This window comes from Streptomyces sp. DSM 116793 (assembly GCF_057320905.1).
Genome location: NZ_CM170494.1, coordinates 5,598,087 through 5,624,911 on the forward strand (window position 1 = coordinate 5,598,087; position 26,825 = coordinate 5,624,911).

Annotated in this window: 13 protein-coding genes and 1 pseudogene; 11 read left to right on the top strand and 3 right to left on the bottom strand. The window is 74.9% G+C overall.

Going from position 1 to position 26,825, the window contains the following annotated elements; all coding sequences use genetic code 11:
* Positions 1–474 precede the first annotated feature (474 nt).
* Positions 475–801 (bottom strand): annotated as a pseudogene (locus ACSMXW_RS22020) (WhiB family transcriptional regulator); the annotation flags it as partial.
* Between the two features lie 453 nt (positions 802–1,254).
* Between ACSMXW_RS22020 and ACSMXW_RS22025 the strand changes: the two are divergent.
* The 4 genes from ACSMXW_RS22025 (at position 1,255) to ACSMXW_RS22040 (ending at position 5,842) form a co-directional block, all read left to right on the top strand.
* Positions 1,255–1,866 (top strand): response regulator transcription factor, encoded by a 612-nt coding sequence (locus ACSMXW_RS22025; protein ID WP_003948568.1) that lies wholly within the window; start codon positions 1,255–1,257, stop codon positions 1,864–1,866.
* 251 nt (positions 1,867–2,117) lie between these two features.
* A complete protein-coding gene (locus ACSMXW_RS22030) occupies positions 2,118–2,693 on the top strand; it encodes a sigma-70 family RNA polymerase sigma factor (protein WP_485798651.1) in 576 nt (191 codons plus the stop codon).
* Positions 2,694–3,012: 319 nt separating this feature from the next.
* Positions 3,013–4,518 (top strand): IMP dehydrogenase, encoded by a 1,506-nt coding sequence (gene guaB / locus ACSMXW_RS22035; protein WP_485798653.1) that lies wholly within the window; start codon positions 3,013–3,015, stop codon positions 4,516–4,518.
* Between the two features lie 199 nt (positions 4,519–4,717).
* On the top strand, positions 4,718–5,842 hold the full coding sequence (locus ACSMXW_RS22040) for a GuaB3 family IMP dehydrogenase-related protein (protein ID WP_485798654.1): 1,125 nt from the start codon (positions 4,718–4,720) through the stop codon (positions 5,840–5,842).
* A 629-nt stretch (positions 5,843–6,471) separates the two neighbouring features.
* Here the strand turns inward: ACSMXW_RS22040 and ACSMXW_RS22045 are convergent.
* Positions 6,472–7,659, bottom strand: coding sequence for a nucleotide sugar dehydrogenase (locus tag ACSMXW_RS22045; RefSeq protein ID WP_485808212.1), 1,188 nt, complete (start codon positions 7,657–7,659; stop codon positions 6,472–6,474).
* A gap of 571 nt (positions 7,660–8,230) precedes the next feature.
* On the opposite strand from ACSMXW_RS22045, the gene ACSMXW_RS22050 reads away from it, so the two are divergent.
* Positions 8,231–9,937 carry a glycerol-3-phosphate dehydrogenase/oxidase gene (locus ACSMXW_RS22050; protein ID WP_485798656.1) on the top strand — a complete coding sequence of 569 codons (1,707 nt, stop codon included), beginning with the start codon at positions 8,231–8,233 and terminating at the stop codon, positions 9,935–9,937.
* A 250-nt stretch (positions 9,938–10,187) separates the two neighbouring features.
* On the opposite strand, the gene ACSMXW_RS22055 is transcribed toward ACSMXW_RS22050, so the two are convergent.
* The gene (locus ACSMXW_RS22055) at positions 10,188–11,225 is read right to left on the bottom strand and encodes a serine hydrolase domain-containing protein (RefSeq protein WP_485798658.1); all 1,038 of its coding nucleotides are present in this window, start codon (positions 11,223–11,225) and stop codon (positions 10,188–10,190) included.
* 139 nt (positions 11,226–11,364) lie between these two features.
* Between ACSMXW_RS22055 and ACSMXW_RS22060 the strand changes: the two genes are divergently transcribed.
* The 6 genes from ACSMXW_RS22060 to ACSMXW_RS22085 all read left to right on the top strand — a co-directional run bounded on the left by ACSMXW_RS22060 (position 11,365) and on the right by ACSMXW_RS22085 (position 26,648).
* Positions 11,365–14,061, top strand: a complete 2,697-nt coding sequence (locus ACSMXW_RS22060; RefSeq protein ID WP_485798660.1) for a serine/threonine-protein kinase — start codon at positions 11,365–11,367, stop codon at positions 14,059–14,061.
* A 466-nt stretch (positions 14,062–14,527) separates the two neighbouring features.
* A complete protein-coding gene (locus tag ACSMXW_RS22065; RefSeq protein WP_485798661.1) occupies positions 14,528–17,191 on the top strand; it encodes a protein kinase in 2,664 nt (887 codons plus the stop codon).
* A 409-nt stretch (positions 17,192–17,600) separates the two neighbouring features.
* Positions 17,601–19,706, top strand: a complete 2,106-nt coding sequence (locus ACSMXW_RS22070; RefSeq protein ID WP_485808213.1) for a serine/threonine-protein kinase — start codon at positions 17,601–17,603, stop codon at positions 19,704–19,706.
* A gap of 318 nt (positions 19,707–20,024) precedes the next feature.
* Positions 20,025–22,436 carry a serine/threonine-protein kinase gene (locus ACSMXW_RS22075; RefSeq protein ID WP_485798663.1) on the top strand — a complete coding sequence of 804 codons (2,412 nt, stop codon included), beginning with the start codon at positions 20,025–20,027 and terminating at the stop codon, positions 22,434–22,436.
* A 201-nt stretch (positions 22,437–22,637) separates the two neighbouring features.
* Positions 22,638–24,716: a serine/threonine-protein kinase gene (locus tag ACSMXW_RS22080; protein ID WP_485798665.1), complete on the top strand. Its 2,079-nt coding sequence runs from the start codon at positions 22,638–22,640 to the stop codon at positions 24,714–24,716.
* Between the two features lie 159 nt (positions 24,717–24,875).
* Complete coding sequence (locus ACSMXW_RS22085) at positions 24,876–26,648, top strand: succinic semialdehyde dehydrogenase (protein WP_485798667.1); 1,773 nt, start codon at positions 24,876–24,878, stop codon at positions 26,646–26,648.
* Positions 26,649–26,825: the final 177 nt, after the last annotated feature.

Here is a 26,825-nt window from a genome sequence, read left to right on the forward strand (position 1 = left end):
GGGGGACGGTGGGGGAGACGGCGCGGGCCGGGCGCCGGACGAGGTCGAAGTCGCCGCGGGTGCTCGGGGTGAGCCGGTCCCCTCCCCGGGGGCGTGCGGGTCCTCGGGGCGGTGGGAGCCCTCGGTCCGGTAACTCTCCTCCGGGCCCGCGGAACCGGAGGACGATGCCCGGCCGCCCGCCGTAGGGGCCGCTGAGGCGGACGTCCCCGCCGCGGACCCTCCCGGAACCGACCCCGGCGCCGACCCCGACCCCGGCGCCGACCCCGGGGAGCGGCCGCCCGCGGTGCCCGAGGTGCCGGAACCGGCCGACGTCCCCGAACCGGCCGAGGCGCCCGCGCCGCCCACCGTCCCCGCGCCGCCCGCCGTCCCGCCGGCCGCCGTTCCCGACCCCGTACCCGCACCCGCACCCGCACCCGTACCGGACCCCGTACCTGCACCCGCACCCGACCCCGTACCTGCACCCGACCCCATGTCCGCACCCGCACCCGTGCCCGCACCCGAGGCGGACGTGGACACCAGACGGTTCCTGGCCCGTCCCATCAGCTCCTCGCGCTCGTCCTCGGTCAGCCCGCCCCACACCCCGTACGGCTCGCGGACCGCGAGGGCGTGGGCCGCGCACTCCGCGCGGACCGGGCACCGCATGCAGACCTCCTTGGCCGAGTTCTCACGCGCGCTGCGCGCCGCGCCGCGCTCGCCCTCCGGGTGGAAGAAGAGCGAGCTGTCGACACCGCGGCAGGCCGCGAGCAGCTGCCAGTCCCACAGATCCGCGTTGGGTCCGGGAAGGCGGGAGAAGTCTGCCATTAGCTGTCCCCTTGTAGCCGTTTTGCGGCCGCTGTTGTGCGGGTGGTGGGCGCACGCGCGTCTCTACTGTCTAAGGAGATGAAAATATGACTCTTTATGAATCTAGCCTCAGACACTGGCAACAGCGGAGAAAACCAGCTAAATGGGTCATGACTCTTCGTGAAGGAATTGCCAGGGAAGCGGTGGGGCCCGGTGAAGGCCCGGGTGGGGATCGGATCGCGGAGCAGGGCGGATGCGCGCCCCTGCGCGGTATCCGCGCCTTCACGTAGAGTGCCGGACATGGCTGCCCGACCCGTAACTCTTTCGAGTGACCGTCGTTGAGAGTGCGGAAGCGGTTGAAAGAACGAAGTCCTCGGGCAGGCGTCCGAGGGCTCAACCGCAGAGGTGACGACTCGTACCAGCCTGGAGGCTCAAGGTGACGCGCATCCGCTGCGAGAGCCACGGAGGTCAGTCATGACTTCCGTCCTCGTCTGTGATGACTCCCCGCTTGCCCGAGAGGCGCTGCGCCGTGCGGTGGCAACCGTACCCGGCGTCGAGCGCGTGACGACGGCGGCCAACGGCGAGGAAGTGCTCCGCCGCTGGGGCGCCGACCGCTCGGATCTGATTCTGATGGACGTGCGCATGCCGGGCCTGGGCGGCGTGGAGACCGTCCGCCGGCTGCTCTCGGCCGACCCCGGCGCCCGCATCATCATGCTCACCGTCGCCGAGGACCTGGACGGTGTGGCGCTCGCGGTGGCCGCGGGGGCACGTGGCTATCTTCACAAGGACGCCTCGCGCGCGGAGCTGCGGGCCACCGTGACCCAGGCCCTGGCCGACCCCACCTGGCGGCTCGCCCCGCGCCGGCTGCGCTCCGCCGAGATGGGCGCCGCGCCCACCCTCACCGCCCGTGAGATCCAGGTCCTGGAAGGCATGAGCCATGGCCGGTCGAACGCAGAGATCGGGCGCGAGCTCTTCCTCTCCGAGGACACGGTCAAGACGCACGCCAGACGCCTCTTCAAGAAGCTCGGCGCATCGGACCGGGCGCACGCCGTCGCGCTCGGTTTCCGCTGGGGCCTGGTCCGCTGAGTGCGCCGCAGCGGGGATGCGGCGCCCCCCGTCCGCCTTTCGGTGGACGGGGCGACGGATGCCCGCTGCTCGTTTCGCCGCCGATGCCGCATCCTTGAAGGGTGGAGTTCCTCAGGGACGAGCCAGCCGAGCGGAACGAGCGTGAGGGGAGGGCGCAGGAGATGAGTTCCGGCGCACCTGCTCATAACGCTTCAGTGCACAACTACGGACCGGGTGCCGCGGGTCAGGCGGCGCCGAGGCACCATGGACCGATGCGCGACGACGGGACGACGGTGATCGGGGCACTCGTCCACCGCGCCGTGGACGGCGACGAACAGGCCACGCACGATCTGCTGGCCCATGTCCACCCCTTGGCGCTGCGCTACTGCCGCACCCGGCTGTCCCGGCTGCCGGGTGACGCACGGCACTTCGTGGAGGACCTCGCGCAGGAAGTGTGCGTGGCGGTGCTCCTCGCGCTGCCCCGCTACCGGGACACCGGCCGCCCCTTCGAGGCGTTCGTCTTCGCGATCGCCTCGCACAAGGTCGCCGACCTCCAGCGCGCCGCCATGCGCCACCCCGGGTCCACGGCCGTGCCCTCCGACGAGATGCCGGAGCGCCCCGACGACTCACTCGGGCCCGAGGAGCGCGCCCTGCTCAGCAGCGACGCCGAGCGCGCCAAGGAACTCCTCGCCAGCCTCCCCGACAACCAGCGCGAACTCCTGCTGCTGCGCATCGCCATGGGGCTCACCGCCGAGGAGACCGGCCAGGTCCTCGGTATGTCCCCCGGTGCCGTCCGGGTCGCCCAGCACCGCGCCCTCAGCCGCCTGCGTGCCCTCGCCGAGCAGTAGAACACAGGCATACCCGTTGTCGTATGGGTATGCGCATGTGTACCACGATCGGGTGACCTGGTTCCGCGTCCCGGGTGACCCGGGTCCGAGTGCTGGGTGACCCGGGTTCCGCGTACGGGGGCCGGGTTCCGCGTACCGGGGGACCGGGTCCCGTCCGTCGGGTGAGCCGGTTCCGCATACGTCAGCGCACACGCTTCGCGACGGTGCGTATCCGTACGAACCTACGAACCCGCAGGTTGGCCCGAACCGTGGAATGACACGGCTGCCGCGCCCGTTAGCATGGACATCCGCACCGATCAAGGCTATTGGGGAAGGTGTCATGACGTCCGACATCGACGGAGTGCCCGAAAAGTTCGCGACACTCGGGCTGACCTACGACGATGTGCTGCTGCTGCCGGGCGCCTCGGAAGTGCTGCCGAACCAGGTGGACACCTCGTCCCGTGTCTCGCGCTCCATCAAGGTCAACATTCCGCTGCTGTCGGCCGCCATGGACAAGGTCACCGAGGCCCGGATGGCGATCGCCATGGCCCGCCAGGGCGGCGTCGGCGTGCTGCACCGCAACCTCTCCATCGCCGACCAGGCCAACCAGGTCGACCTGGTCAAGCGCTCCGAGTCCGGCATGGTCACCGACCCGATCACCGTCCGGCCCGACGCCACCCTGGCCGAGGCCGACGAGCTGTGCGCCAAGTTCCGCATCAGCGGCGTGCCGGTCACCGACCCGGGCGGGAAGCTGCTGGGCATCGTCACCAACCGTGACATGGCCTTCGAGTCGGACCGCTCGCGCCAGGTGCGCGAGGTGATGACGCCGATGCCCCTGGTCACCGGCAAGGTCGGCATCTCCGGCGTGGACGCCATGCAGCTGCTGCGTCGCCACAAGATCGAGAAGCTGCCGCTCGTCGACGACGCCGGCGTCCTCAAGGGCCTGATCACCGTCAAGGACTTCGTCAAGGCCGAGCAGTACCCGCACGCCGCCAAGGACGCCGAGGGCAGGCTGCTGGTCGGGGCCGCGGTGGGCGCCAGCCCGGAGGCCCTGGAGCGCGCCCAGGCGCTCGTGGAGGCGGGCGTCGACTTCCTGGTCGTCGACACCTCGCACGGGCACAGCAGCAATGCGCTGAGCTGGATGTCCAAGATCAAGTCCTCGGTGCCGGTGGACGTCATCGGCGGAAACGTCGCCACCCGGGACGGCGCCCAGGCCCTGCTCGACGCCGGCGTGGACGGCGTGAAGGTGGGCGTGGGACCCGGCTCGATCTGCACCACGCGCGTGGTCGCCGGCATCGGCGTCCCGCAGGTCACGGCGATCTACGAGGCCGCGGAGGCGTGCCGGGACGCCGGCGTGCCGGTGATCGGCGACGGCGGTCTGCAGTACTCCGGCGACATCGGCAAGGCGCTCGCCGCCGGTGCGAGCACGGTCATGCTGGGCAGCCTGCTCGCGGGCTGCGAGGAGTCTCCGGGCGAGCTGCTGTTCATCAACGGCAAGCAGTTCAAGTCGTACCGCGGCATGGGCTCCCTGGGCGCCATGCAGTCCCGCGGCCAGGGCCGCTCCTACTCGAAGGACCGCTACTTCCAGGCCGACGTCTCCTCCGACGACAAGCTGGTGCCGGAGGGCATCGAGGGCCAGGTGCCCTACCGAGGCCCCCTCGCCGCCGTGCTGCACCAGCTCGTCGGCGGCCTGCGGCAGACCATGGGCTACGTGGGCGCGGCCACGGTGGAGGAGATGGAGCGCAAGGGCCGCTTCGTACGGATCACCTCCGCGGGCCTCAAGGAGAGCCACCCGCACGACATCCAGATGACGGTCGAGGCGCCGAACTACACGAGCCGGCACTAGGTCACCGGGCCCGTCCGGGCAGTTCCCGCGGGGCCCGCGACGGCTTAGGGGCAGTACAAGGCACCAAGGGCACTCAGGGCGCACCCCGGGCGTGACGGGCGGTCCGGGGGCAAGCTCCCCGGGACCGCCCGTCCCGTGCTCCCGGCAGCAGGTCGGGGATACTGGAGGGCGCTGAGACGCAGAGGGAAAGGCCACAGACGTGACTGAGATCGAGATCGGGCGCGGCAAGCGCGGCCGCCGGGCGTACGCCTTCGACGACATCGCCGTCGTCCCCAGTCGCCGCACGCGCGACCCGAAAGAGGTCTCGATCGCCTGGCAGATCGACGCCTACCGCTTCGAGCTGCCGTTCCTGGCCGCCCCCATGGACTCCGTCGTCTCCCCGGCGACGGCCATCCGCATCGGCGAGCTGGGCGGCCTGGGCGTGCTCAATCTGGAGGGCCTCTGGACGCGGTACGAGGATCCGCAGCCGCTGCTCGACGAGATCGCGGACCTGCCGGGGCACAAGGCGACCCGCCGCCTCCAGGAGATCTACGCGGCGCCGATCAAGGAGGACCTGATCGGGCAGCGCATCAAGGAGGTGCGGGACTCCGGCGTCGTCACCGCCGCCGCGCTCTCCCCGCAGCGCACCGCGCAGTTCTCCAAGGCCGTGGTGGACGCCGGCGTCGACATCTTCGTCATCCGCGGCACCACCGTCTCCGCCGAGCACGTGTCGAGCGCGGCCGAGCCGCTGAACCTGAAGCAGTTCATCTACGAGCTGGACGTGCCCGTGATCGTCGGCGGCTGCGCCACGTACACCGCGGCGCTGCACCTGATGCGCACCGGTGCGGCGGGTGTGCTGGTCGGCTTCGGCGGCGGCGCCGCGCACACCACCCGCAACGTGCTCGGCATCCAGGTGCCGATGGCCACGGCGGTCGCGGACGTGGCGGCGGCCCGCCGCGACTACATGGACGAGTCCGGCGGCCGCTATGTGCATGTCATCGCGGACGGCGGCGTGGGCTGGTCCGGCGACCTCCCCAAGGCGATCGCCTGCGGCGCGGACGCGGTGATGATGGGCTCCCCGCTGGCCCGCGCCACGGACGCGCCCGGGCGGGGGCACCACTGGGGCATGGAGGCGGTGCACGAGGAGGTGCCGCGCGGCATGAAGGTCGACCTCGGCACCGTCGGCTCCATCGAGGAGGTCCTGACCGGCCCCTCGCACTTCCCGGACGGCTCCATGAACTTCTTCGGGGCGCTGCGGCGGGCGATGGCCACGACCGGGTACAGCGAGCTGAAGGAATTCCAGCGGGTTGAGGTGACGGTGGCGGACTCCCAGCACAAGCGCTGACCGCCGCGGGCCGGCCCGCGGCCGCCGGCACGCCGGCCTCTCGGGGCTCGCCCTTGTACCTCGTCCGTACCCCGTCCTCAGCCGCCGGACGGGCTCGACCGGGGCCGCGGCTTCGTCCCGCCCGCGGGCCGTCCCTGGAGGCATCGCCCTCCGGGCTCGTCCTCAATCGCCGGACGGGCTTGATGGGGACAGGTTGCTCTTGAGGACGAGCCCCAGAGTTGTGGGCGGCCACGACAGGTGCGCCGGGTGCCGGAACCCGTTCGGCGTACCGCGCCCAATCAAGCCGGTCCGGCGTTTGAGGACGAGCCGTCAAGGGCGATCTCCTGGGGCAGGCCCGCGGTCGGAAACGAGGCCGCAGCCCCGCGCAACCAAGCCCGTCCGGCGTTTGAGGACGAGCCCTCGAAGGCGATTCCTCGGGGGACGGCCCGCGGTCGAAAACGAGGCCGCGAACCGCGCGCATGGGGGCGGCCGGTGGTCGAAGACGAGGCTGCGACCCGCACGCAATCAAGCCGGTCCGGCGTTTGAGGACGAGCTCTCAAGGTCGATTCCTCGGGGACGGCCCGCGGTCGAAGACGAAGCCGCGACCCCGCCCCATGAAGCCCGTCCGGCGACTGAGGACGAGGGGGGGCTCAGAGGCGTTCCGCCGTGCCCGCCGGCGTCGCCCCCCGGGTGTCGAGGAGGAGCTGCGTCTTCACGGACAGCCCCTGAAGATCGTACGTACGGTGGTGCTGCAGGAGCACCGTCAGATCCGCCGCGGCCGCCGCCTCGTAGAGCGCATCCGCACGCGGCACCACCCGCCCCCGCACGCCCCAGCACGGCACATAGGGATCGTGGTAGCTGACCACGGCCCCCAGCTCCATCAGCCGCAGCGCGATCTCCTCCGCGGGCGACCCTTCCCGATCGGCCAGATCGGGCTTGTACGTGACCCCGAGCAGCAGCACACGAGCGCCCCGCGCGGACTTGCCGTGCTCGTTCAGAAGCGCCGCGGCGCGCTGCACGACGTACTGGGGCATGTGGTTGTTGACCTGCTGCGCGAGCTCGACCATGCGCAGCGTCCGCACCGTCTGCGGCGGCCCGGACGGGCGGAGAGGGACGGTGCGGCGGGACAGGTCCTGGGGGATGGTGTGGCCGCCGACGCCGGGGCCGGGGCGGAACGCGTGGAACCCGAACGGTTTCGTCTCCGCGCAGCGGATCACGTCCCAGATGTCGACGCCGAGGTCGTGACAGAGCACGGCCATCTCGTTGACGAGGGCGATGTTGACGTGCCGGTAGTTGGTCTCCAGGAGCTGCACCGTCTCCGCCTCGCGTGGCCCACGCGCGCGTACCACCTTCTCCGTGAGCCGCCCGTAGAACGCCGCGGCGGACTCGGTGCAGGCCGGCGTGAGGCCGCCGATCACCTTGGGCACGGTCCGGTAGGCGGGGCCCCGGTGTCCGGGGTCGGTGCGCACGGGGGAGTAGGCCAGGTGGAAGTCGCGGCCCGCGCGGAGCCCGGAGCCCTCCTCCAGCAGCGGCAGCAGGAAGTCCTCCGTGGTGCCCGGCGGCACCGGCGACTCCAGGATCACCGTGGTGTGCGGGCGGAGCCGGGCGGCGAGGGCGCGGGCGGCCTCCGCGACCTGGCCCAGCCCCGGGCCGCCGTCCGGGCCCGGCGGGGTCGGCACGCAGATCACCGCGGTGCGCACCCGGCCGAGCTGGGCCGGGTCCGCGCTGGGCCGGGGGCCGCCCGAGACGAGGCGCCGCAGGTCGGCGGCGGTGAGGGTGCCGCACGCGCCCGTGCCGCCCACGGCCCCGGTGCCCCCGGTGCCCCCGGTGGCTCCCACGGTTCCTGGGAGCCCCGTGCCTCCGGTGTTCCCGGCGCCGCCCAGGCTCCCGGCGCTCCCCGTGGCGCCCGCGCCCCCGACGGCCGCCGTACCGCCCCCGCTCGCTCCTCCCGTGCCACATTCCACGCTGTCGGCGTACCGCCCGGCGCCGGATTCCGGTGCCGGGCGGCCGGGTAGCGGCTCGGGTACCGGATCGGGCAGCGGGTCGTAGCCGAGTGTGGGGATACCGGCGGCGACGGCGGCCTGGGCGAGGGGCAGACCGAAGGGGCCGAGACCGATGACGGCGAGATCAGCGGGCATGGGGACGGCGTCCTTCCCAATAGCCGGAGCGGGAGGATCACGCAAGTCCTGTGGACAGAGTGGACCAGCGCAATGTCACACTAGGAGTAAATATGACCGTGATGCCGTATTGACTGCCTGGAAATTGGGGCGTGTTGGCTCCGGCGTTGTCCACAGGCCACGGGCCGGTGGTGGCTGAAGTCGGAGAACGCGGTGAGACTGGGCATGGGGGATGTGAGTGCGGGCGCGGCCGGCCGCCGTGCCGGCTGCGAGAGGTTGACGGGAGGCAGCGGTGAGGACAGCGACACTGGGGCCGGCGCGACGCGCGGAGTCCCTGGCGGCAATGGCCGACCACGAGCTGGACATACTGGTCGTCGGCGCCGGCGTGGTCGGCGCCGGCACAGCACTCGACGCGGTGACCCGCGGCCTGTCCACCGGCCTGGTGGAGGCGCGCGACTTCGCCTCGGGCACTTCGAGCCGGTCCAGCAAACTGATCCACGGCGGCCTGCGGTATCTGGAGATGCTGGACTTCGCCCTCGTCAGGGAGGCGCTCAAGGAGCGCGGCCTGCTCCTGGAGCGGATCGCGCCGCACCTGGTCAAGCCGGTGCCGTTCCTGTACCCGCTCCAGCACCCCGGCTGGGAGCGGCTCTACGCGGGCTCGGGCGTCGCGCTGTACGACCTGATGTCCATGGCCCGCGGCCACGGCCGGGGCCTGCCCACGCACCGGCACCTGACCCGGCGCCACGCCCTGCGGGTGGCCCCCTGCCTCCGGAAGGACGCCCTGGTCGGCGCGCTGCAGTACTACGACGCCCAGATGGACGACGCCCGCTACGTCGCCACGCTGGTCCGCACCGCGGCGGCCTACGGCGCGCAGGTCGCCAACCGCGCCCGGGTGACGGGCTTCCTTCGCGAGGGGGAACGGGTCGTCGGCGCCCGCGTGCGCGACCTGGAGGCCGACGGCGAGTACGAGATCCGCGCCAAGCAGGTGGTCAACGCCACCGGCGTGTGGACCGACGACACCCAGGCCATGGTCGGCGAGCGCGGCCAGTTCCACGTCCGGGCCTCGAAGGGCATCCACCTGGTCGTGCCGAAGGACCGGATCAATTCCAGCACGGGCCTGATCCTGCGCACGGAGAAGAGCGTCCTGTTCGTCATCCCCTGGGGCCGGCACTGGATCGTCGGCACCACCGACACCGACTGGGACCTGGACAAGGCCCACCCGGCCGCCTCCAGCGCCGACATCGACTACGTCCTGGAGCATGTGAACTCCGTCCTGGCCATCCCCCTCACCAGGGACGACGTCCAGGGCGTGTACGCGGGCCTGCGGCCCCTGCTGGCCGGCGAGTCGGAGGCGACCAGCAAGCTGTCGCGCGAGCACACCGTCGCGCACCCGGTGCCCGGCCTCGTGGTGGTGGCCGGCGGCAAGTACACGACCTACCGGGTGATGGCCAAGGACGCCGTGGACGAGGCGGTGCACGGCCTCGACCAGCGCGTCGCCGACTGCGTCACGGAGGACATCCCCCTGGTCGGCGCCGAGGGCTACCGGGCGCTGTGGAACGCCCGCGCCCGCATCGCCGCCGACACCGGGCTGCACGTCGTCCGCGTGGAGCACCTGCTGAACAGGTACGGGTCGCTCGCGCAGGAGCTGCTCGACCTGATCGCCGACGACCCCACCCTGGCCGCCCCCCTCCAGGGCGCCGACGACTACCTCCGCGCCGAGGTCGTCTACGCCGCCTCCCACGAGGGCGCCCGCCACCTCGACGACGTCCTCAACCGCCGCACCCGCATCGCCTTCGAGACCTTCGACCGCGGCACCCGCAGCGCCCGCGAGGCCGCCCAGCTGATGGCCCCGGTCCTCGGCTGGGACGCCGACCGCGTGGACCGCGAGGTGGAGCACTACGAGAAGCGGGTCCAGGCGGAGCGCGAGTCCCAGCTCCAGCCGGACGACCTCACGGCCGACGCGGCCCGCCTGGGCGCCCCGGACATCGTCGCGGGGTGAGGCACCCGGGACGCGGGGGCTCACCCCGCACCCCTGGGCGCCCGGTACTCCGGGGCTCGCCCCTCACTCCGGAGGGGCCCCGGGGACCTGCGCGCCAGGTTCCGGCCCCCGGCCCAGGCCCCCGGCCCAGGCCCCCGACCCCGGCCCCCCGTCCCGGGCCCCCGGCCCCCGGCCGGATGTGAGACCGCAAGGGGCCGTTCCCGCCGGCCCGCCGCGGGCCGGGGCGGGCCGGTCGCCGAACCGTTAGACATCACTGCCCGCAGAACTCCGCCGCGAGCAACGCCCGCTCCGCCCCCGGCGAGGGCACCGCATCGCTGTCCACCCGGTACGTCACCACCCGTCCCCCACCGGCCGTGGCGGCGCTGCGCACATAGCTCCCCAGGATGTGGCCGTTGTGCCCCCACACGGTCACCCCGCACGGCAGCCGCTGCGGATACACGCCCAGCCCGTACACCCCGCCCGTGTCCCGCGTGTCCAGCATCAGGGCGAGCTGCGCGGCCGGCAGGAGGCGCCCGCCGAGCAGCGCGGCGAAGAAGCGGTTCAGGTCGTCAAGGGTGGAGACCAGCTCGCCCGCCGCGCCCGCCACCCGCGGGTCCAGCTCGGTGACGTCCCGCCCGCCGGCCGTGTACGCGCGCCCGTGCGGCTCGGGCAGGTCCCGCCGGGCGCCCGGGAAGGAGGTGCCCGCCAGGTGCAGCGGCGCGATGATCCGGCGCCTCGCCTCGGCCGCGTAGGAGTCCCCGGTGACCTCCTCGATCACCATGCCGAGCAGCACGTAGTCGGTGTTGGAGTAGGCGAAGGCACCCCGTGCGGACGCCGGGCGGGACAGCGCGAGGCGGACCGCGCCGCGCGGCGTGAGCGGCACGGTGCCGCCGGTCTCCACGGTGAAGTCGGGCAGCCCGCTGGTGTGGTCGAGCAGTTCCCGCAGGGTGAGCAGGCGCCCGTCGTCGCCCCGGCCGCGCACCAGCCCCGGCAGGTGCTGCTCCACCGTGTCGGAGAGCGAGAGCCGGCCCTCGGCGGCGAGTTGCAGCACCACCGTGGCGAGGAACGTCTTGGTGATGCTGCCGGCCCGGAAGTGGTCGGCGCGCCGGATGCCGGGTCCGCTGCCGGCGAACCGCGTGCCCGCCGCGTCCCGGGCGAGCAGCGCGGCGGTCCGGCCCTTGCCCTCTGTGGCGAGCCGGTGAAGAGTGGCGTCCGCGGCCGGGGAACCGGGCGGGGGCACGCTGCCGGGGACCAGGCCGAGCAGGACCACCGCCAGCGAAACGGCCGCACGTGTCCGGGATACGGGCATGGGTCCTCCGTCGTCGTCCCGCCGGCCCAGGCCCATCATGCGCGACGGGCCCCGGGCGCAGGTGGAGACCCTGCGAAGGTTCGGGCCACGGCGTGGGGGACAATGGAGGCTCTGTCAGGGCGGGTTGCAGAGGGGTCACATGTCGGAGGCGGAGCAGGCGGGAGAAACCCGTCAGAGCACGGGGGAACGTCTCCTCGCCGGACGGTACCGGCTGGGGAAGGTACTCGGCCGCGGCGGCATGGGCACGGTCTGGCGGGCGAAGGACGAGATCCTGGGCCGCACGGTCGCGGTCAAGGAGCTGCGCTTCCCCTCCAGCGACGAGGACGAGAAGCGCCGCCTGATCACCCGCACCCTCCGCGAGGCCAAGGCCATCGCCCGGATCCGCAACAACAGCGCGGTGACGGTCTACGACGTCGTGGACGAGGACGACCGCCCCTGGATCGTGATGGAGCTGGTCGAGGGCAAGTCCCTCGCCGAAGTGATCCGCGAGGACGGGGTCCTGACCCCGCAGCGTGCCGCCGAGGTGGGCCTCGCCGTCCTCGACGTGCTGCGCGCCGCCCACCGTGAGGGCATCCTGCACCGGGACGTGAAGCCGTCCAACGTCCTCATCGCCGAGGACGGCCGCGTCGTGCTCACCGACTTCGGCATCGCCCAGGTCGAGGGCGACCCGTCCATCACCTCGACCGGCATGCTCGTCGGCGCCCCCTCCTACATCTCCCCGGAGCGCGCCCGCGGCCACCGCCCGGGACCGGCGGCCGACCTGTGGTCCCTCGGGGGGCTGCTCTACGCGTGCGTGGAGGGCGTTCCGCCGTACGACAAGGGCTCCGCCATCGCGACCCTGACCGCGGTGATGACCGAGCCCCTGGAGCGGCCGAAGAACGCGGGCCCCCTGGAGCCGGTCATCTACGGCCTGCTCGCCAAGGACGTCGAGCAGCGGCTCGACGACGCCGGCGCGCGGGCGATGCTCCAGGAGGTCGCCGACGCCCCGCGGCCCACGGCGCCCGCGCCCCGGGCCGACGAGGCGACCACCTTGCTGCCGGTGCCCGACACGGCGCGCCGCGGGTCCGGGAAGGGCGCCGGGGACGAGGGGACCGGTGGCCCGTCCGCCCAGGCCCCGGCCACCGGTGCCGCCGCCGCGGCCACCGGCGGCGCGGGGGCGGCAGCCCCGGCGGAGTCCGGCAAGGCGGCCGGGGAGGCGCAGGAGCGGGGCCTGCGCGGCGCGCTGCGCTCGGTGCGCAAGGCGGCCGCGGTGGCGACGGGGGCGGCGGCCACCGCCGTCCAGGGCAGGTCGGCGGCCGCCGCGGCGGGGTCCGGTGCGGCGGGCACGGGCAGGGCGGGGTCCTCCGGTGCGGCGGGCACCGCATCCCGGGCCGCCGGGGGCCCCGCGGGCGCGGCGGGCGACGCCGCTCCCCGGGACGCCGCGCGCACGGCCTCCGGCGACGGCGCGCCGTCCGCCACGTCCGCGTCCGCGCGCTCGGACGCCAGGCCCGCGCGGACCAAGGCGGCACGTGCCACGCCTTCCGAAGCCGCGTCCGAGCACACGGCGGCGGCCGGCACGGCACCGGCGGAGAGCGGCGCTGCGGCCGGTCCCGTATCCGGCGCCGCCTCCGGCGCCGCACCAGGCGCGCCGTCCGGCTCCGCCCCCGGCGACCGGCTCCGCAAGCGGCCCGCGGGCGGCGGCGAGGACCCCAGGACGTACGGCGCCGAGCGGGCCACCTCTCGCGGCGGGAGCGGCCGGCCGGCCGCCTCGGGCCCCGGCTCGTCCGGCCCCGGCGCGGGCACCGGCACGTCCGGCGGCGGGAGCGGCACCGGCGGCAACGGCACCGGCGGCGGCAGCGGAACCGACAGCGCGACCGCGGCGTTCGGCGAGGCCGAGCACGGCTCCATACCGAAGACCTCCGGCGGCTCCGGCGGAACGCACGGCTCCACGACGCCCGCCGCGGACACCGCCCGGCCCGGGCCGGACCCGGCCAGGACGACCAGCGCACCTCTCGGCGCCTTCGGACCGGCCGAGCAGTCCGCCGCGCAGCCGTCCCCGCCCCGGACGGGCGGAGCGAAGGACGCCTGGGCCGCGGTGGCGAAGCTGCCCCACCGGACCCTGCTGATCGTCGCGGTCGTCGTCGCGCTGGCCGTGCTCGGCACCATCCTGGCCCTCACCCTGCCCGGCGACGACACCACCGACGCCGGCAAGGACACCGGCGGCGGCACGGCGGCCACCGGCGGAGGCGGCGCGTCCGGCGGCGGGCACGGCGGCAAGCCCGACCAGAACGGCGGCGGCGCCCCAGGCGGCGAAAAGAAGCCGGACAAGGGCGACCAGGGCGCCCACCAGGGCTCCGCCGCCGGCACGGGCGACGCCGACAAGCCGAGCGGCGACCCCGCCGGCTCCGCGGACCCCGGCCCGGGCGCCCCCGTCACCACGTACAAGGACCCGCAGGGCTTCTCGATCGGCCTGCCCGAGGGCTGGAAGCGCACCGGCACGGACGCCACCGGTGTGCAGTTCACCGGCCCCGACGACCAGCAACTGCTCCTCGCGTACACGACCTCGCCCAAGGCGAACCCGGTGCTCGACTGGCACCAGCAGGAGCACTACATGGTCCTGTCCCAGTACCACCGCATCCGCATCGACGGCGTCGACTACCGGGGCTGGCCCGCGGCTGACTGGGAGTTCACCTTCGTCTCGCACGGCATCAAGAGGCACCGGATCGACCGCGGCTTCGTCGTCGGCCCCAAGCTGGGCTACGGGATGATGTACACGGCGAAGGACGGCAAGTGGACCAGCGACCTGTCCCGCGGCACCTGGACCACCTTCACCGACTCCTTCAAGCCCGCGACGTGACGGGACGACCGCCCGGTGCCGGGACGACCGCCCGGTGCCGGGGCGGGCCGCCGGGTGACCGGGCGGTCCGGCCGGGCGACCGTACGGGCCGCCGGGTGAGCGGGCGGCCCATGAGACGACCAGCGTGCGCCCCGCGGGGCGCACGCTGTGGGGCCGGGCGCACCTCAGCCGGGGCGCGCCCCGGGTCAGCGCTTCCGGCCGCGGGCCGTGCGCCCCGGTGGGCGCAGGACCCGGTGGCCGCCCGATCGGCGGGCCACCGGGGGAACATCGCGGGGGACATAGGGGACGGACGGGGATCACCGTGCCAAGTGGCCGCGGGGCAGGGGGACTCGTGTGGGTGAGCGGCCGGTCTGGACCGAAGAGTTATCCACATCCCCTCGATATGGCCGGACTTCGGCACGTATCGTGAGTGCGTGTGGACCGTGCGCAGTCGCATCACGCTGCGCCGGGCACACACGGCGAGCGGATGTCACACCGATCGGAAGGGGGCGGCGCCGTGGACGACTACGCGGGTCGGGTACTCGCCGACCGCTACCGCCTGCCCCTCCCCCCGTCCGACGAGTACGAGCTGGCCCAGACACGCGCGTTCGACACCTACAGCGGCCAGGAGGTCCTGGTCCGTCAGGTGCCGCTGCCGGAGGTCGTCGAGGCGGAGGTGCTCGACGCGGACGGCCTCCCGGAGGGCTTCACCGGCCGCGGGCCCGCCGGCGCCCGGCGGATCACCGGCAGCGGCGTCACCGGCGGCGCCACCCGGACGCCCTCCGACCCCGCGGTGCGCCGCGCCGTCGAGGCCGCCCAGGCCGCCGCCCAGATCCCCGACCACCCCCGTCTCGACCAGGTCTTCGACGTGTTCGCGGAGGGCGGCTCGCTGTGGATCGTCAGCGAGGCGGTCGCCGCCAGCCCGCTGGCCGCCCTGCTCGCCGAGGCCCCCCTGTCGCCGTACCGCGCGGCGGAGGTCGCGGCCGACGTCCTCACCGCCCTGCGCGCCCTCCACGCGCACGGCTGGACCCACCGCAACATCACCACGCGCACGGTCCTGGTCTGCGAGGACGGCCGGGTCCTCCTCACCGGCCTGGCCGCCGGCGCCGCCGAAGAGGCGCTGTGCGGGTACGACCCGCGGCCCGACCCCTCCGCGGGCCCCGCCGGCCCGCCCGCTGGCGACCTCCCGCACCCCCAGGACGGCACGCCACCCGGACCCGCCGCCGGCTCCCTCCCCGGCCCCGAGGAGCGCCCCGCCCTCGATGCCGCACCCGGCCAAGGCGGCCCCTTCGGCTCCTCCGGCGGCCCCTTCGGCTCTCCCGCCATGCGCCCCGCCCACCCGGCGGGCGCCCTCGGCCCCGCCCAGGGGCAGCCCGGCGCCGCCCTCGGCCGCCCCGGTGCCGGACCCGGCCGCCAGGGCCCCGGACCCGGCGCGTCCGGCGGTCCCGCCGGGGCTATCGCGGGCCCCGCGGCCTCCACGGCCCCTGTCCCGCAGCAGGGCCCGTACGGAGGCCCGGGCGGCGGAGGCATGGACGCGCGAGCGGCCCGTGCCGGCGCCATCGCGGCGTACCGGGCGGGCGCCAGGGCCGCCGCCCGCATCGGGGACGAGCAGCGCCCCGGCGCGCCGAGCCTGCCCGCCGCCCGCCAGGGCGAAGGCACCGGGCCCCACTCCGACACGCAGTCCGACACGCAGTCCGACACACAGGAAGGCGCCTCCCACCCGCCGGGTCGGATCGTCGACCCGTACGGGGTGCGCCGTCCCGGGCCCCCCGCGCAGCGGTCCGCCCAGGACGACCGGCCCGAGCTGTACACCGGGCCCGAGTCGGCCGCCGGGTCCCGGCCCGACGACCAGGCGTCCGGGGCCACCTGGGGCGACGTCGTCGGCTGGGGCGCGGGTGCCGCGGCGCGGCGCGGCCCCGACACCCCGCTGGCCGCCGAGCGGGCCCGCCAGGCCCGGATGGCCGTGGTCGGCCCGGTCACCGAGCGCTGGGCCCCCGAACAGGCCGGCCCCGTGCACGAGAACTGGCAGCTCGCCCCGCCCATCGGCCCCGCCACCGATCTGTGGGCGCTGGGCGCGCTGCTGTTCCGGGCCGTCCAGGGGCACGCCCCGTACCCGGAGGAGAGCACCCCCGAGCTGGTCGAGATGGTGTGCTCCGAGCCGCCCGCGTTCGCGGAGGAGTGCGGCCCGCTGCGCCCCGTCGTCGAGTCGCTGCTCCGCCAGGACCCGGCCGAGCGGCCGGACTTCGAAGAGCTGCGCGGCTGGCTGCGCTCCCTCATCAGGTCGGCCCCGGAGCCCGACGCCGGTGCCCACGTCGTGGCCACCCCTCCCGTCGACGCGGAGAAGCTGCCCATCGTGCGGCGCCGCGGCGAGCTGGTCCGACGCCGCAAGGGCACCCTCGCGACCACGGGCCGCGGGCGGCACAAGGCCGGCCGCGGCGGCGGCCCGAGGCGGCTCGGCCGGACGCTCCTCGTGGTGATCATGCTGGGCCTCGCGGCGGCCGTGGCGTACGCGATGGTCTTCATGCCCAAGTCCGACACCGCGGGACAGGAGGCGGGCAGCGGCCCCACCGGCGGCCCGGCACCGGGCTCATCCTCCGACACGGGCGCGCAGGACAACACCGCGGACCGGGACGCTCAGGGCGGCGCCTCGCCCGACCAGAGCCCGGGCACCCACCAGCCGCAGACCAGCCCGCTCGACGTACCGCCCGGCTTCACGCTGAAGAAGGACACCGCCGGCTTCCGGATAGCCGTGGCCGACGGCTGGCACCGGCAGGGGAAGAACGACCGCGGGCAGGTCGTCTACAGCAAGGACGGCTTCGAGCTGATCGTGGTGCCCGGCCGGGACACCGCCAAGAAGTACGGCAGCGACCCGATGGTGTACGAGCGCGAGAAGGAGCCCGAGCTCCAGCCGTTCCGCGACTCCAGCTGGGCCACCAGCAGCGGCCTGCGCACCACCGAGGTCGGCGACCGGGTCATGGCGGAGGGCCAGTTCACCTGGCAGGCCGGCAGCGGCGAGGTCTACGTCCGCAACCTCGCGCTCCTGGTCGACGGCCACTACCACATCGTCCAGGTCCGGGGCCCCGAGTCCCAACGCGACAAGGTGGACTCCTACTACACCCAGGCGTCGGCGACGTACCAGTACACGGGCTGAGCGCTTGCGCCCCGAAAGGGCGCGAGGCCGTGTCGTGGGGTGCTGCTGGGGGTACCTCCCACACCTGTTGAGGCGGCGGGGGAGCCGATGAGGCAGTGGGGGAGGCTCCGCCGCGTGGGCGCGCCGGGCCCCCACCGGCAGGTGGCCGGCCAGAGGACCGCAAGGGGCTGGACCAGGTGGCCCCCCGCAGGCGGTCGTTGACGGCGCCGCGACCGGAACGGAACGTTCCGCGCCGGGTGGACGGGCCCTCCCGGGCCCGCGAAAGGGCCGCGACACGCCCGGGACCGAAAGAAAGCGGAACGCTGGTCACACGCGTCACAGTGCGGTTTCGCCGCCCCCACGTGTTCCATGCCCGGCATGCCCTCCTTACTCTGGTGCGGTCAATCCACTGCGGGGGAACGTGAATCAGATGCAAGGCCTGCTCCTCGCGGGGCGCTACCGGCTCGGTGAGTCCATCGGACGGGGCGGCATGGGACGCGTTTGGCGCGCCCATGATGAGGTGCTGCACCGCACCGTGGCGGTCAAGGAACTGACCGCCGCTCAGTACGCGTCTGAGAGCGAACGCACGGTGATGCTCGCCCGCACCCAGACGGAGGCGCGCGCCGCCGCCCGGGTCAACCATCCCGCCGTCGTCACCGTCCACGACGTACTGGAACACGACGACCGCCCCTGGATCGTGATGGAGCTGGTCGAGGGCGGCTCCCTCGCCGACGCCATCAAGGAGTCCGGGGCGCTGGACCCGCGGTACGCCGCCCACGTAGGCGTCTGGGTGCTCCGCGCGCTGCGCGCCGCGCACGCCGCCGGTGTGCTGCACCGCGACGTCAAGCCCGGCAACGTGCTGATCGCCGACGACGGCCGGGTGCTGCTCACGGACTTCGGCATCGCCCAGGTGGAGGGCGACTCCACACTCACCAAGACCGGCGAGGTCGTCGGCTCCGTGGACTACCTCGCCCCGGAGCGGGTGCGCGGCGCCGACCCGGGCCCCGCCGCCGACCTGTGGGCGCTCGGGGCGACGCTCTACACGGCGGTGGACGGCAAGTCGCCGTTCCGGCGCACCACACCGCTGGGCACCATGCAGGCCGTGGTCGACGAGGAACTGCCCGAACCGGCCGGCGCCGGCCCCCTCGGTCCCGTCATCACGGCGCTGCTGCACAAGGACCCCGCCCTGCGCCCCAGCGCGGAGCACACCGAGGCGATGCTCGTGGAGGCCGCGGAGGGGCGCAGGCCCGCGGCCGCCCAGGAGTACCTGGCGACCACGGTGCACCCCTACGAGGACCCGACGCGGAACCAGCGCGTCGCGCAGGACGGGCAGCAGCTCCACGACGCGTCCGGCGGCCGGCCGGGCGGCCCGTACGAGTCCTACGACGGCTACGGACCGTCCGCCGCGCCCGCCGCCGGCCACGGCTACCCCGGTGCGGCGGCTGCCGGTGCGGCGCCCGGGTACCGCGGTGCCGGCCCGCAGCCCGAGCCGATGACGACGCATCAGCCGGGCTCGGCGCCCCGCGGCCCGCACACACCGCACGGTTCCCCCACGCCCCCTGGCTCGTACTCGCCGCCCGGCCCGCACACACCCCCTGGCTCGTACTCGCCGCCCGGCCCGCACACACCCCCTGGCTCGTACGCGCCCCACGGCTCGCACACGCCCCCGGGCTCCTACCAGTCCGCGGGCCCGCACACGCCGCCCGGGTCCTCCATACCCCCCGGCCCGCACATATCCTCCGCGTCCCAGCACTCGCCCGGGCCGCACACGTCCACGGCGCCGGCCGGACCACGGCGGCGGGGGCGGCGCGGCTGGACCGTGCTGGCGATCGTCGTCGCCGCCGCGGCCCTGCTCGGCGGCGGCACCGCCCTCGGGCTGCACTACGCCGACAGGAGCCAGGGCGGTCCCGCGCCCGAGTCCGAGGCCCGGTCCCCTGGTTCCGCCCCGTCCGCCTCGCCCTCCGCCTCGGCCCCGCAGCGCGCCGGTGGGACGCCGGCCGACTGGAAGCGGGTCGACGACATCGAGGGCTTCAGCCTGATGCTTCCCCCGCAGTGGCAACGGGAGGCCAACGGCTCGCAGATCGACTACACGCCCGACCACGGCAACCACTTCGTCCGGATCAGCGTCGACCGGTCGCCCGACTGGCAGAGCCCGTACCTCCACCAGGTCGACCTGGAGAAGCAGCTCCACGACAAACTGCCCGACTACCGGCGCGACGAGCTGACCGAGAACACCTTCCGCGACCGGCCGGGCTCGCTCTGGGAGTTCGGCTGGACCGCGGTCCCCGCCGACTCCTTCCCCGGCCCCCGGCACGCCATAGAACAGACGTACCTGGACCGCGACGGCACCGAATACGCGATCTACATGTCGTCGCCGGACAAGGACTGGGAGACCACCCGCGAGCAGTTCGACATCGTGCTGCGGGGGTGGCGGCCCCTCCCGGGCGCTTCCGTGGCCGGATCTGATGGTTCGGGCGGCGCGCAGGACGACGGCGGGGACGGCAGCGGAGACGGGGACGACGGCGGCGACGAGTGAGTCGCCCCAGCCGGCCGCGCACCTGACGCACACCCGCCGTGCACCGGCCGTCTCCCGGTCGCGCACCTGCCCGTACCGGTGCCGCACCGCCTCCGTACCGGCCGGGCCGTGGGTACGGAGGGGCGCCCCGGGCGGTGACGGGCCCCGGCGGGACGCTCGGGTCGGCCGGTGGCACCGCGGTGACGGGGTGGTGCACTCGGCGTTGACGGCGCAGTGCCGGCGCACGGCCCGGGGCCCGACAGGCGATCTTCGGACAACCCATGTCACCTGGCCGGACGCACCCCCTCCGGGTCGATGACCCTGGGGCATCATGACCCTATGGTGACCGACGGAGCCGCGGGGGACGGGGGGCGCCCGGGCGGCGGCAACACCCGTGTCCTGGCGGACCGGTACCGCCTGGAGACACGGCTCGGCCGGGGCGGTATGGGGGTGGTGTGGCGCGCCACCGACCAGCTTCTGGGGCGTCAGGTCGCCGTCAAGGAGGTGGCGCTCGACCTCGGCGACGCGCTCTCCGAGGACGACGTGCGAGTGCAGCGTGAGCGTGCCCTGCGGGAGGCCCGCGCGCTCGCCCAGCTCGCCCATCCGCACATCATCGGCGTGTACGACGTCGTGGAGGCCGACGACCGCCCGTACATCGTCATGGAGTTGGTCGACGGCCTCTCGCTCGCCGAGCGGATCGCCCGGAGCGGGCCAGTCGACGCCCACGAGGCCGCCCGGATCGGTATCGCGCTGCTGGGCGCGCTGCGGAGGGCGCACGCCTCCGGAGTGCTCCACCGGGATCTGAAACCGGCCAATGTCCTGCTGGAGGCGGACACCGGCCGGGTCGTCCTCACCGACTTCGGCACCGCGCACCTCTCCGGCGCGACCACGCTGACCGAGGCCGGCTCGTTCATGGGCTCGCCCGAGTACACGGCGCCGGAGCGGATGTCCGGGCTGCGGTCGGGCCCCGAGTCGGACCTGTGGTCTCTGGGCGCGCTGCTGTGCACGGCGGTCAGCGGCACGTCCCCCTTCCACCGCGACAGCCTGGGCGGCGTGCTGCACGCGGTCGTCTCCGACGAGATCCGCCCGCCGGCGCAGGCCGGTCCGCTGCTGCCGGTGGTCCGGGGCCTGCTGGAGCGCGACCCGGACCGGCGGCTCGACGCGGCCGAGGCGGAGCGGATGCTGCGCGGGTACGCCGACACGGGGCGCGTCCCGCCGCCACGCGCCGGCGCGGTCGCGGGCGAGCCGGGCGCGGCGCGGATGCGCTGGGCGCCGCGAGTCGCCCGTCTCCCGCACCGGGCCTCCCGGGGCACCTCCCGCCTGCCGCGCGTGCCCCGCCTGCCGCACCGGGCGTCCCGCCGCGCGACGCCGCACCCGCCGACAGCCGCGCCGCCCACCGTGCAGGACCAGCCGCCCCCGGCGCCGGGCGGAGAGGCCGGGGCTCCCGGGCACCTCCCGGCGGAGGGACGGGCGGCGGTGAGCCCGGACGAGCTCCCCGCGGCCGGCGCCGCCGAGGCCGCCGTCCAGGAACGCCCGCAGGGCCCGGACGAGGGCGGGGCCGCCGGCGCTCCGGCGCAGCGGCCCGCGGGTGCCGCGGCGGCGGTGCCGGTGCGGCGGCCCGAGGACGGCCCCGGTGCTCCGGGCCGGGCCGGCGGCGAGCGGGCCGGTGACCTGGCCGGTGCCCCGGCCGGGGAGCGGTCCGGTCAGGTGGCCGGCGAGCGTACCGGTGAGCGCGTCGGCGAACGGACGGATGAGCGGGCCGACCACACCTTCGCACCGCGCGAGCGCCCGACCGCGTCGGCCGACCACCCCGCGCCCCTGCCCGACCACACCTCGGCGCCGTCCCGCAGACCGCCCACTCCGGCGGGCGGCACGCCCACGGGCGATGGTGCGGCCTCGTCCGGACCGACCGAGCACCCGTCAGCGGACCGCCCCTTCCCGGGCCGTCCCTCCCCGCACCACCCCGCCGCCGACCGCTCGCCACCCGCCGACACCGGCTCCCGGCCGCCCACCGACACCGGCCCCTGGCCGCCGGCCGAGGCGGAACCATGGTCACCGGCGGACCCCCGGGGCGCCCGGGGCCCCCAGGAACGGTCCGTGCCGGGGGCACGCCCGCCCGCGGCGCCGGGCCCCCGGCGCCCCGCCGACGGCGGCGTGCCGGGTCCGGACGTGGCCTCCGGTGCCGGGCCGGAGCGGTTCTCGGATCAGTCCTCGGATCAGTCCTCGGATCGGCTCTCGGACCCGATCTCGGACCCGATCTCGGACCCGATCTCGGATCGGCCTTCGGATCAACTCCCGGAGAACTCCGCGCAGCCCTTCCCGGAGCCCGCGCCACGGCCATCCCGGCGGCGGGCCCCCACCGGCGCGGGGGCGGGTGGCTCCACGGGAGGCCGTCGGCCCGGCGGCGCCGGAACGGGCTCCGCGGCCCGGGCCGGCACGGGACTCGTCCACGGTGCCGGCTCCACCCGGCGGGTGCGCACCATGCTGATCGTCGTGGCGCTGGTCGCGGGCGTGGCCGGTGCCGGGGTGTCCGCGGTCGCGCTGCTGGCGAAGGGCGGCGGCACCGGCCATCGCGAGCCGGCGAGTTCGGTGCCCGCCACGCCCACGTCCGCCCCGACCCCGACCGTCACGCCCTCCCGCACGTCCGCGACCCCACCGAGTCCCACCGCCTCGCCCACGCCCAGCCGTACCCCCACGGACGGTCCCACGGACGCCCGCTCCCGGACCACCACCCCCGACACCCGCCCCTGATGCCCCGTCGACGTCCATACCGTCCTGACACCCCGACGACACGCACGTGCCCCCACCGCGCTCTCCCGTGACGTGCCGTCAGGCGCCCTCCGGCCCCCGCCGCGCGCCTCTTGACATGGGGACCCTCCGCTTTGTCACGGTGTTGCATCTGCTCCCCGACCGCGGTGGAATTCCGCAGGTCCGCATCGCCAGGATGTGAACATGACGAACGATGGGGGACAGCCGGACGAGCCCACCAGCTACGAGCTGAGGCCGCCGCAGGTTCCGACCGCCCAGCCGGTGCCGGGGCAGGAGCAGGGCGGATACGCGGCGTACCGGCCCACGCTGGCCGTGCGCGGGCAGCACGGCGGTGGACACGGCTCGCCCGCCCCGGGCGTCGCGGGCCGGCCGGGCTCCCAAGACCAGCCGGGTGCCGAGGGCCGGCCGGGTTCCCGGAACCAGCCGGGTTCCCGGAACCAGCCGGGCTCCCGGAACCAGCCGGGTTCCCAAGACCAGCCGGGTTCCCAAGACCAGCCGGTCTCCCAGGGACAGCCGGTCTCCCAGGGACAGCCGGTCTCCCAGGGACAGCCGGTCCCCCAGGGACAGCCGGTCCCCCAGGGACAGCCGGGCCCTGAAGGCAGGCCGGCCGGGCACCAGGGCCCGGCGGGCCCCGCGGACCCGCCGGCCCCCGCGGACCCGCTGGCCCCCGCGACCGCCCCCGGCGCACCCCCCTCCGCCCCGCAGGGCGCGCATCCCGCCCCGTTCGTACCGGCCCCGGCGCACTCCGGACCGCCGTCCGAGGGCGGTGGGCGGCTCATCGGCGGCCGCTACCAGTTGCTGTCCCGCCTCGGCCACGGCGGCATGGGCACCGTCTGGCACGCCCGCGACACCGTCGTGGAGCGCGAGGTGGCGATCAAGGAGCCCCGGCTGCCGGATGACCTGAGCGAGGCCGAGCGGCAGACGGCCCACCAGCGCATGCAGCGCGAGGCGCGCGCCGCCGCCCGGATCGACCACCCGTCCGTGGTCACCGTGCACGACGTCGTGGTGGAGGACGGCAGGCCCTGGGTGGTCATGGAACTGGTGCGGGGGCAGTCGCTCGCGGACCGGCTCCAGGAGGGCACCCTCGACCCGCGGGAGGCCGCCCGGATCGGCCTCGCGGTCGTCGGCGCGCTGGGGGCCGCGCACGACGCGGGCGTGCTGCACCGTGACGTCAAGCCCGACAACGTCCTGCTCGGCCGCGGCGAGCGGGTCGTGCTGACCGACTTCGGCATCGCCCAGGTGGAGGGGGAGCAGCGGCTCACCGAGACCGGTGCGTTCGTCGGCTCACCGGAGTTCATCTCGCCGGAACGGGTGCTGGGCCAGCGCCCCGGGCCCGCCGCCGACCTCTGGTCGCTCGGCGTCGTGCTCTACGCGGCCGTGGAGGGCGTGTCGCCGTTCCGCCGTTCGCACACGCCCGCCACGCTCCAGGCCGTGCTCTCCTCGGAGCCGCAGGCGCCCGCCCGTGCGGGCGGGCCGCTGGCCATGGTGATCATGCAGTTGCTCCGCAAGGACCCGATGGCGCGCCCGTCCGCGGCGGAGGTCCGCCAGGCTCTTCAGGACCTGGCGGGTCCCGTGCGGGAGGCCACCCGCCCGGTCCCGCCGGGCCACCCGCCCGGCAACCGCTGGGTGCCGCCGGTGCTTCAGGGCGACCGGCGGGCGCGGTACGGGCTCGTGGCGGGCGTCGTCGTGGTGGCGCTGGCCCTCGTCCTGCTGCTGCTGAACCCGTTCGGCGGCGGCGGACTGCCGAAGGGGTGGGAGGTCAGGCCGGAGCGGGAAGCGGTGAGGGCCTCGCTCGCGGTGCCGCAGGAGTACAAGCGCCAGCCGTCCGACGACTCCGACGGCGACGGGGTCACCTTCAACGACCCGAGCGCCGTCTTCACGGTGTACATCGAGCGGGTCGACAACGCGCGGCTCGACCCGGACGTCGACACGGTCGTCAAGCCCACCGGCACCGCGTGGAGCCGGTATTACGAGAACGGCGGCAAGGACCAGTCGGAGATCCAGAAGGGTGCGAAGGTCGTCAGCAGGAAGACCACCTACGACGGCCATGACGCGTACGAGACGACGGTCGACTTCCGCTACTACAACGCCTCCGAGGGCGACCCCCGGTACTTCTACCACCAGCTCGTCGTGCCGGATCCGGACAACGGCGACGTCTACTGGCGGCTCCAGGTGGTGATGCCCGCGGAGGGCTGGGCGCATCCGGTGGGCGAGCGGCTCTACCGCGACGTCGTCGCGCACCTGGACATCGACGGACTGTGACGGCAGAGGCGCCGCAGGGCCGCGGCACAGGCCGGTGAGGCGGCAACATCGCTGTTCAGCCCATTTGGTGCCAGTGATCACTGGCGGAGTGTGAGCGGATCGTGAAACGTCGTTACCGACGGGTACCCAAACGTCTGTCCTAGGCCTACCCTCACCGCCATGACGGACTCGACGGACTCGACGGACTCCAAGGCCACCGCCGCCCCACCCGATGCCGAACGCACCGGGGCGCCGGATGTCCGGGACGCCCAGGACACCGGGACGGCACCCGGTGCTCCGTCGCCGGACGCGCCCGGCACGTCCGGCACACCGGGTACGTCCGGCACACCGGGCACGTCCGGCACGTCCGGTACCAATCCCGTCGCCCCCGTGCCCGCGGGCGTCCGTACCGCCGCCGACGTCGTCACGCCCGAGCTGGTGGCCCGCCTGGTGCGCGACGTCGTCGGTTCCGGGCGCACCGCCTGCCACGCGCCGTTCACCGGTGACAAGCTGGCCGACCTGCCCGAGTCGACCCCCGAGGACGTCGCGACCGCGTTCGAACGGGCCCGGGCCGCCCAGCCCGCCTGGGCCGCCGTGCCCGTCCGCCGCCGGGCCGCCGTCCTGCTGCGCTTCCACGATCTCGTCCTCGAACGCCAGGCCGAGGTGCTCGACCTGATCCAGCTGGAGACCGGCAAGGCGCGGCTGCACGCCCACGAGGAGGTGCAGGGCGTCGTCGTCACCGCCCGGCACTACGGCCGCAAGGCCGCCGCCTACCTGCGGCCGAGGCGGCGCACGGGCGCCGTGCCGACCCTCACCCGGGTGACGGAGCTGCGCCACCCGCGCGGGGTGGTCGGCCAGATCGTGCCGTGGAACTACCCCTTCGAGCTGGCCGTCGACGACGCCCTGCCCGCCCTCGTCGCCGGCAACGCCATCGTCATGAAGCCCGACACGGAGACCGCCCTCACGGTCCTGTGGGCCCGCGATCTGCTCATCGAGGCCGGGCTGCCCGCCGAGGTGTGCCAGGTGGTGATCGGCGAGGGTCCGGTGGTGGGCCCCGCGGTGGTCGAGCACGCGGACTACGTGTCGTTCACCGGCTCCACCCGCACCGGGCGCGACGTCGCCCAGCGGGCCGCGGCCCGGCTGGTCGGCGCCTCGCTCGAACTCGGCGGCAAGAACCCCATGCTGGTCCTGCGCGACGCCGACGTGGAGAAGGCGGCCGCGGGCGCCGTGCGCGCGTGCTTCTCCTCGGCCGGGCAGCTCTGCATCTCCATCGAGCGGCTCTATGTGCACGAGTCGGTCGCGGACGCCTTCCTGGCCCGCTTCGCGGCCCGGACCAGGGCGATGCGGCTCGGCGCCGCCCTCGCCTACGGCGCCGAGATGGGCTCACTGGCCGGCGAGCGCCAGCTCCAGACCGTCCGGCGGCATGTGACGGAGGCCGTCGAGAAGGGCGCGAGGGTCGTCACCGGCGGGGTGGCCAGGCCGGACATCGGCCCCTACTTCCACGAGCCGACCATCCTCGACGGGGTCGAGGCCCCGATGGCGGTGTGCGGAGAGGAGACGTTCGGGCCGGTCGTCTCCGTCTACCGCTTCGCCGACGAGGACGAGGCGGTCGCCCTCGCCAACGCCACCCCGTACGGGCTCAACGCCTCGGTGTGGTCGAAGGACGCCGCCCGCGCCCGCCGCATCGCCGCCCGGCTGCGGTGCGGCAGCGTCAACGTCAACGAGGGCTACGCCTCCGCGTACGGCAGCGTCCAGTCGCCGATGGGCGGCATGAAGGAGTCCGGCCTCGGCCGCCGGCACGGCGCGGAGGGCATCCACAAGTACACGGAGGTGCAGACCGTCGCCCACCAGCGCCTCATCCCCATGGCCCCGGCCTTCGGCATGGACGACGCCCGGTACGCGTCGTTCATGACCCGGAGCCTGCGCCTCATGAAGACCCTCAGGCTGCGCTGACCCGCGCCGTTCCGCAGCGCCGGGGAGACGGGCGCTCTCGTCCCGGCCCGAGCTGTGGGCGACCGCGGCGGCGAGCCGCTCCCACCCACCCCGGCCCAGAACCACCGGAGGTACCCAGTGCCCCAGGCCCCCGCCGAAGGCGCCCCCGCGGGCGGCGCACAGGACGCGGGCAGCGAC